Origin of the sequence: Pseudomonas sp. D(2018), assembly GCF_005502555.1 — a bacterium.
Lineage (GTDB): Bacteria > Pseudomonadota > Gammaproteobacteria > Pseudomonadales > Pseudomonadaceae > Metapseudomonas > Metapseudomonas resinovorans.
On sequence record NZ_SCOK01000101.1, the window covers coordinates 1 to 6580 of the forward strand.

Here is a 6580-nt window from a genome sequence, read left to right on the forward strand (position 1 = left end):
CCGGAGCAACGATGGAGCGAGGGAACCCCGGCGAAGCCGGGGCCGGATGCAGGGGCAAGCCCTTTGGTTCCTTTCTGGCGTTTGAGAAAGGGACTCGCCTGGGAAGGCGAAACTAGAAACCTCCGCAGAACTCGGCAATCAACTTGGCTCAGAACGTTCTAGCAACACTTAACGCAGACATAGCCAATGAATTCGCCCCCACAGGTGCGGCAACTGAGCGCCAACAAAAAAGCCCGGATCAAGTCCGGGCGTCTTCGTATCCAGCGAAACCTCAACCGATGGTGATCGGCGGCAGTTCCGGCAGTTCCACCGACAGCTGCTGCTTGGGCGCCAGCACTTCGGCTTCGCCATCGACCACCTGCTCGGCGTTCTGGTTGAACACGCGGGTGGCGATGCGCACGCGGTTCTTCGGCAGTTTCTCGAGGATCTCCAGCTCCACGGTCAGGCTGTCGCCCAGTTTCACCGGGCGGGTGAACTTGAGCTGCTGGCCAAGGTAGATGCTGCCCGGGCCGGGCATTTCGCAGGCGATGGCGGCGCTGATCAGGGCACCGGTGAACATGCCGTGGGCGATGCGCTCCTTGAACATCGTGCCGGCAGCGTACTCTGCGTCCAGGTGCACCGGGTTGCGGTCGCCGGAGACGGCGGCGAACAGCTGGATGTGGCGCTCTTCGACGGTCGTGGAGAAGGTGGCTTTCTGGCCGACGTCCAGCGCGTCGTAGGTGAAGTTGGTTACCTGGCTCATGCGGTCTCCTTGGCTTGCGTTTGGTTGGGTCGACTGTGGGCAAGGGTCTGCTCCAGCCAGTCGATCAAGTCGCGGGTCACCTCGTCGCGGTTGCTCTCGTTGAGCAGCTCGTGGCGGGCGCCGGGGTAAATGTTCAACTGCACGTTCCTGAGGCCGGCCCGGCGCAAGGCTGCGGCCAGATCCTGCAGGCGCCGGCCTTCGCTGACCGGGTCGCGTTCACCGCCTATCACCAGCAGCGGCAGGTCGGGGTCGATCTGCGCCAGGTGCTTCGGCGGGGTGATGTTCTGAAGCCCGCCGAGCAGGTCGAGCCACAACTGGTTGGTGCAGCGGAAGCCGCAGAGCGGATCGTTGACGTACTTGTCCACTTCCTGCGGGTCGCGGCTGAGCCAGTCGAAAGCCGTGCGGTTGGGCTTGAAGGCCTTGTTGAAAGAGCCGAAGGAGAGGAACTCGAGCAGCGGGCTACGGCCCTCCTTGCCCTGGCGCCAGCGCTCGAACCGCGCCACCAGTCTGGCCACCCTGTACAACGCCACTGGCTGGTAGTTGGAGCCGGAGAGGATGGCGCCCTGCAGGCTGCAGCTGTGCTGCATCAGGTAGGCCTGGCCGATGTAGCTGCCCATGCTGTGGCCCAGCAGGAGGATGGGCGCTTGCGGATGTTGTTGGCGGATATGGTGGTTGAGGCTGGCGAGGTCGTTGATGACCTTGCTCCAGCCGTCATCCGCGGCGTACTGGCCGAGGACGCCATGCTCGGCGGTGCGCCCGTGTCCGCGCTGGTCGAGGGCATAGAGTTCGAACCCGGCGGCCACCAGGGCCTCGCCCAGGCGAGCGTAGCGGCCGCTGTGCTCGGCCATGCCGTGGGACAGCATCACCACCGCCCGGGGCGGTGCCTCGCCGGACCAGTGATTGACGTACAGGGGCACTGCATCGCTGGCGTCGAGCCAGAAGGCGTCGTGGCGCATGGCCGATCCTTTTGCCGGGGAATCGACGCATTGTGCACGGGTGTGCTGGTGGCGCAAAGCCTGCTCAGCGGGGAGGGGTATTCTGGCGTTCGAGTATGCGCATGTATTCGCCGCTGGCCAGCAGGGTCTTGAGCCCGCGCTCGTACACGTGCGCCCAGTCCGGCTGCCCGGGCTGCGGTGCGGTGAATCCCGCCAACAGGGGGATGCGTTCCAGGGCCGGGGACTGCCATTGGAGCTTGCCGCGCAGGTGCTCGTCCTTCGCGATTAGATACTGGCCCACCACCCGCTCCAGGAGCACCAGGTCAAAACGCCGTGCCTCCAGCTTGCGCAGGTTGGAGATGTCGTCCACCGCTTCCTCGGCGCTGAAACCCGAACGCAGCACGCTGGCCGGGTAGCCGTAGCCCCGGACTACACCTACTTTGCGTCCCTTGAGGTCGGTGAGCTTCTTGAACCGGACCGGCGAGTCGGCGCGCACGAAGAATCCCAGCTCGCTATAGAACAGCGGCCGCGAGGCACGCAGGTTTTCCTCGACCACTTCCCGTGGCCAGAGGGCCAGGGCGCCCTGGTAGTGGCCGCTGTGCAGGGCGGCGCGAACACGGGCCCAGGGCATAAAGTCCACCTGGACCTTGTAGCCCTGGGATGCGAAGGCGCGGGTGGTGAGCTCGACGATGCTGCCGCCTTGCGGCAGGTACTGCGAGCAGTAGGGAGGGTATTCCAGGGTGGCCAGACGGAGGTCGGCCCGAACGCCGCAGCTGAGGAGCAGGCAGCACAGCAACGCCCAGAGGGCCAGAGGGAAACGCATGAGTGATAAGTAATCCAGATGTCATGTTCTTGTTCTGATGCTAGGCGAATCTAACTGGACTATCGGCAAGATTCAAGCGGTCAATGACGCCCGCTCGCATATTTGCGCGTTGCCTAGGAGCTGCTAAGTTCCGGGCAGCCCCGCAGCGCGGGCCAGACTATTTCAGGGCTAAGAGGACAAGAACAATGCAACCTGATTTCTGGAGCGACAAACGCCCGGCCGGCGTGCCCAACCAAATCGATCTGGCCGCCTACAAGTCGGTGATCGAGGTGTTCGAGCGATCCTGCAAGAAATTCGCCGACCGCCCCGCCTTCAGCAACCTGGGTGTGACCCTGACCTATGCCGAGCTGGACCGCCTGTCCGCCGCCTTCGCCGCCTACCTGCAGAAGAACACTGACCTCAAGCCCGGCGACCGTATCGCCGTGCAGATGCCCAACGTCCTGCAGTACCCCATCGCCGTGTTCGGTGCCCTGCGCGCCGGGCTCATCGTGGTCAACACCAACCCGCTCTACACCGCCCGCGAGATGCGTCATCAATTCAAGGACGCCGGGGTGCGCGCGCTGGTCTACATCAACCTGTTCGGCAAGCTGGTCGAAGAGGTGCTGCCCGATACCGAGATCGAATACCTGATCGAAGCCCGCATGGGTGACCTGCTGCCAAGCCTCAAGGGCTGGCTGGTCAACACCGTGGTCAAGAAGCTGAAGAAGATGGTCCCCGACTACCACCTGCCACAGGCGGTGTCCTTCAAGGAGGCGCTGAAGCTGGGCCAGGGCCATGCGCTGAAACCGGTGCGGGTGGGGCTGGAAGATATCGCCGTGCTGCAGTACACCGGCGGCACCACCGGCGTGGCCAAGGGCGCGATGCTGACCCACGGCAACCTGGTGGCCAACATGCAGCAAGTGGACGCCTGCCTGTCGCAGCTCGGCCCGGATGGTGCGCCACTGATGAAGCAGGGCCAGGAGATCATGATTGCGCCGCTGCCGCTGTACCACATCTATGCCTTCACCGCGAACTGCATGTGCATGATGGTCAATGGCAACCACAACATCCTCATCACCAATCCGCGCGACATCGGTGGCTTCATCAAGGAGCTGAAGAAGTGGCGCTTCTCCGCGCTGCTGGGCCTGAACACCCTGTTCGTGGCGCTGATGGACCATCCCGAATTCAAGAACCTCGACTTCTCCAACCTCAAGGTCACCAACTCCGGCGGTACTGCGCTGGTCAAGGCCACTGCCGAACGCTGGCAGGCGATGACCGGCTGTTCGGTAGTGGAAGGCTACGGCCTGACCGAGACCTCGCCTGTGGCCAGCACCAACCCGTATGGCAGCCAGGCACGCTTGGGGACCGTGGGCATCCCGGTGCCGGGCACCGCCTTCAAGACCATCGACGATGCGGGCAACGAACTGCCCCTCGGTGAGCGCGGCGAGCTATGCATCAAGGGGCCGCAGGTGATGAAGGGCTACTGGCAGCGTCCCGAGGCAACCGCTGAGGTGCTGGATGCCGAGGGTTGGCTGAAGACCGGTGACATTGCCGTGATCGACCCGGACGGCTATGTGCGCATCGTCGACCGCAAGAAGGACCTGATCATCGTCTCCGGCTTCAACGTCTATCCGAACGAGATCGAGGACGTGGTCATGGCCCACCCGAAGGTGGCCAGCTGCGCGGCCATCGGCGTGCCTGACGACAAGTCCGGCGAGGCGGTGAAGCTCTTCGTGGTGCCGCGCGATGGCGGCGTCAGCGTCGAGGAGCTGAAGGCCTACTGCAAGGAAAACTTCACCGGCTACAAGGTGCCCAAGCACATCGTGCTGAAGGACGCCCTGCCGATGACCCCGGTGGGCAAGATCCTGCGTCGCGAGCTGCGCGACATCGCCTGACCGAAAAGGGCAGGGCGGGTCCTCCGTCCTGCCCTCGCTCTTCCCCCCGCGTGTGACCCGCCTTCCGCCCCGGACGCCCTGTCCGATTCGCTCATCACGCTTCCCAGAACCCGTGAAAGCCCCGAAATACGCCGTTTGTCGGCGAATTAGAGTCTGGACTCCAAAAGTGACTGATGTGCACTGTTTTGGTCACTTTCATGACTGCATGGGGCTGGTTTGGTGCTGGTGGGCCCTTGGTAAAGCTGTTAATCTCGGCGCGTTTTTTTGCCCGCACGGGCGCACAATTGCACAGAACACAACAAACAACTGCCCCTCGGAGGGTAGTGAAATCAGCTGTTGCTTAGGAGTGGGCCTCCATGACCGATAACTTCTGGAAGGACAAGTACCCAGCGGGTGTTCCTGCCGAGATCAACCCCGATCAATACCCCAACGTCCAGGCGGTATTGAAGGAGTCCTGCCAACGCTTTGCCGACAAGCCCGCATTCAGCAACCTGGGCAAGACCCTCACCTACGGTGAGCTCTACGAACTTTCCGGCGCCTTTGCCGCCTTCCTGCAGAACCACACCGATCTCAAGCCCGGCGATCGCATCGCCGTGCAGCTGCCGAATATCCTGCAGTACCCGGTGGTGGTGTTCGGCGCCATGCGTGCCGGCCTGATCGTCGTCAACACCAACCCGCTCTACACCGCGCGGGAAATGGAGCACCAGTTCAACGATTCCGGCGCCAAGGCCCTGGTCTGCCTGGCCAACATGGCTCACCTGGCCGAAGAAGTCCTGCCCAAGACCGGCGTGAAACACGTCATCGTCACCGAAGTCGGTGACCTGCTGCCGACCTTCAAGCGCCTGCTGGTCAATGCCGTGATCAAGCATGTGAAGAAGATGGTGCCGCCGTTCAGCCTGCCCCAGGCAATCAAGCTCAACGATGCCCTGGCCAAGGGCCGTGGCCGTGCCGTCAACGAAGCCAGCCCGCAGGGCGGTGACATCGCCGTGCTGCAGTACACCGGTGGCACTACCGGCGTGGCCAAGGGGGCGATGCTGACCCATCGCAACCTGATCGCCAACATGCTGCAGTGCAAGGCATTGATGGGCGCCAACCTGAACGAAGGTTGCGAGATCCTCATCACCCCGCTGCCGCTCTATCACATCTACGCCTTCACCTTCCATTGCATGGCGATGATGCTGACCGGCAACCACAACGTCCTCATCTCCAACCCGCGCGACCTGCCGGCCATGACCAAGGAGCTGGCGAAGTACAAGTTCACCGGTTTCGTGGGGCTGAACACCCTGTTCGTGGCCCTGTGCAACAACGAGGACTTCCGCAAGCTGGACTTCTCCGCGCTGAAGCTGACCCTGTCCGGCGGCATGGCCCTGCAACTGGCCGCTGCCGAGCGCTGGAAGCAGGTCACCGGTTGCGCCATCTGCGAAGGCTACGGCATGACCGAGACCAGCCCGGTGGTGTCGGTGAACCCGTTCCAGAACATCCAGATCGGCACCATCGGCATCCCGGTGCCCTCCACCCAGTGCAAGGTGGTGGACGACGAAGGCAATGACGTTGGCCTGGGCGCGCCCGGCGAGCTGTGCGTGAAGGGGCCGCAGGTCATGAAGGGCTACTGGCAGCGCCAGGAAGCCACCGATGAAATGCTCGATGCCGACGGCTGGCTGAAGACCGGCGACGTTGCGGTGATCCAGGACGATGGCTTCATGCGCATCGTCGACCGCAAGAAGGACATGATCCTGGTCTCCGGCTTCAACGTGTATCCGAACGAACTGGAAGATGTGCTGGCGACCCTGCCGGGCGTGCTGCAGTGCGCCGCCATCGGCGTGCCGGACGAGAAATCCGGCGAGGCGATCAAGATGTTCGTGGTCGCCAAGCCCGGCGTCAGCCTGACCAAGGAGCAGGTGATGGAGCACATGCGCAGCAACGTCACCGGCTACAAGGTGCCGCGCGCCATCGAGTTCCGCGACGCGCTGCCGACCACCAACGTCGGCAAGATCCTGCGCCGCGAGCTGCGCGACGAAGAGCTGAAGAAGCTCAAGGCGAAGCAGGAAACGGCCAAGGTCTGATCCCGCCCCGCACGACAAGGCCCCGCACTCCAGGCCGTGTGAAAACTCCCTGAGTGCAGGCCAAGCCAACGCCCCGACTGGTTCGGGGCGTTGGTGTTTCTGGGTAATCGAAAGCGAGGAGCGGGATTTATCCCATCAGCTCG

At 63.3% G+C, this 6580-nt stretch carries 5 protein-coding genes; 2 read left to right on the forward strand and 3 right to left on the reverse strand.

All coding sequences use genetic code 11. The annotated features are described in order from the left end of the window. Window positions 1–271: 271 nt before the first annotated feature. The 3 genes from FFS60_RS28205 to FFS60_RS28215 all read right to left on the reverse strand — a co-directional run bounded on the left by FFS60_RS28205 (window position 272) and on the right by FFS60_RS28215 (window position 2500). Window positions 272–742, reverse strand: a complete 471-nt coding sequence (locus FFS60_RS28205; protein ID WP_137823860.1) for a MaoC family dehydratase — start codon at window positions 740–742, stop codon at window positions 272–274. Further along, the gene (locus FFS60_RS28210; RefSeq protein WP_137823861.1) at window positions 739–1698 is read right to left on the reverse strand and encodes an alpha/beta hydrolase; all 960 of its coding nucleotides are present in this window, start codon (window positions 1696–1698) and stop codon (window positions 739–741) included. The genes FFS60_RS28205 and FFS60_RS28210 overlap by 4 nt, the downstream gene beginning before the upstream one ends. A gap of 64 nt (window positions 1699–1762) precedes the next feature. Further along, window positions 1763–2500: an ABC transporter substrate-binding protein gene (locus tag FFS60_RS28215; RefSeq protein ID WP_137823862.1), complete on the reverse strand. Its 738-nt coding sequence runs from the start codon at window positions 2498–2500 to the stop codon at window positions 1763–1765. A gap of 185 nt (window positions 2501–2685) precedes the next feature. Here FFS60_RS28215 and fadD2 point away from each other — a divergent pair, with 185 nt between their 5' ends. Continuing rightward, window positions 2686–4374, forward strand: coding sequence for a long-chain-fatty-acid--CoA ligase FadD2 (gene fadD2, locus FFS60_RS28220; protein WP_137823863.1), 1689 nt, complete (start codon window positions 2686–2688; stop codon window positions 4372–4374). A gap of 356 nt (window positions 4375–4730) precedes the next feature. Further along, window positions 4731–6437 (forward strand): long-chain-fatty-acid--CoA ligase FadD1, encoded by a 1707-nt coding sequence (gene fadD1 / locus FFS60_RS28225; protein ID WP_137823864.1) that lies wholly within the window; start codon window positions 4731–4733, stop codon window positions 6435–6437. The last annotated feature ends 143 nt before the right edge of the window (window positions 6438–6580 follow it).